This is a genomic window from Mesorhizobium sp. M7D.F.Ca.US.004.03.1.1 (genome assembly GCF_003998635.1).
In the GTDB taxonomy this organism is placed as follows: Bacteria; Pseudomonadota; Alphaproteobacteria; order Rhizobiales; family Rhizobiaceae; genus Mesorhizobium; species Mesorhizobium loti.
This window is the reverse complement of sequence record NZ_RZQG01001454.1, coordinates 1-942: the sequence shown is the minus strand read 5'-3', so window position 1 is coordinate 942 and position 942 is coordinate 1. Positions and strand designations below refer to the sequence as shown.

The window sequence follows — 942 nt, the reverse complement described above, 5'->3', positions numbered from 1 at the left end:
CGGCCGCGATCCCGGCCGCCCCCATGGTCGCCGACGCTTCAGTCAAACCTGCCACTGCAAAGAAGGCCGCGCCCAAGAAGGCGGCCGCACCCAAGTCGCCCTCGTCGAAGCCGAAAGGGATCGCGTGATGGACCAGACCCTGCAGAAAGCCCTCGACCAGCTCGACCAGGCCTCCGCCGCAGTTCGGCTGGCAGTGCACAATATGGCGACCATGCCCGGTGGCGCCGATGCGGCGGGTGACGCCGCGCATGCGCTCTCCGGCGGCGCCATCGATCCCTTTGTCTTCCGCTTCGCCATCTTCATCCTGGCGATCTTCGTCGGCTATTACGTCGTCTGGTCGGTGACGCCGGCACTGCACACGCCGCTGATGGCGGTCACCAACGCCATCTCCTCGGTCATCGTTGTCGGCGCGCTGCTGGCCGTCGGCATCTCGGCCTCCGGCATTGCCACCGGCTTCGGCTTCGTCGCGCTGATGCTGGTCTCGGTCAACATCTTCGGCGGCTTCCTGGTCACCCAGCGCATGCTGGCCATGTACAAGAAGAAGGACAAGTAGAGCGCCATGAACGCCAACTTCGCGTCCTTCCTCTATTTGGTCTCCGGCGTCCTGTTCATCATGGCGCTGCGCGGCCTGTCGCATCCGACCACCAGCCGCCAGGGCAATCTCTACGGCATGATCGGCATGGGCATTGCCATCGCCACGACGCTGGCGCTGGCAACCCCGTCCGCCGGGCGCTTCGGCCTGATCGTGCTTGGCCTGGCCATTGGCGGCGGCGTCGGCGCCGTCACCGCGCGCCGCATCGCCATGACCTCGATGCCGCAGCTTGTCGCCGCCTTCCATTCGCTGGTCGGCCTCGCCGCCGTCATGGTGGCTGCCGCCGCCATCTACGCCCCGGAAAGCTTCGGCATCGGCACCGTCGCCGACATTCACGCCCAGGCGCTGAT

The 942-nt window shown here is 66.9% G+C and carries 2 protein-coding genes; both read left to right on the top strand.

Features of this window, described 5'->3' with window-relative positions:
• The first annotated feature begins 124 nt into the window (after positions 1-124).
• Positions 125-553, top strand: a complete 429-nt coding sequence (locus EN935_RS37895; protein WP_206534693.1) for a proton-translocating transhydrogenase family protein — start codon at positions 125-127, stop codon at positions 551-553.
• A gap of 6 nt (positions 554-559) precedes the next feature.
• Positions 560-942: NAD(P)(+) transhydrogenase (Re/Si-specific) subunit beta (locus EN935_RS37890; RefSeq protein ID WP_206534692.1), on the top strand; the 383-nt coding region annotated here is incomplete at its 3' end.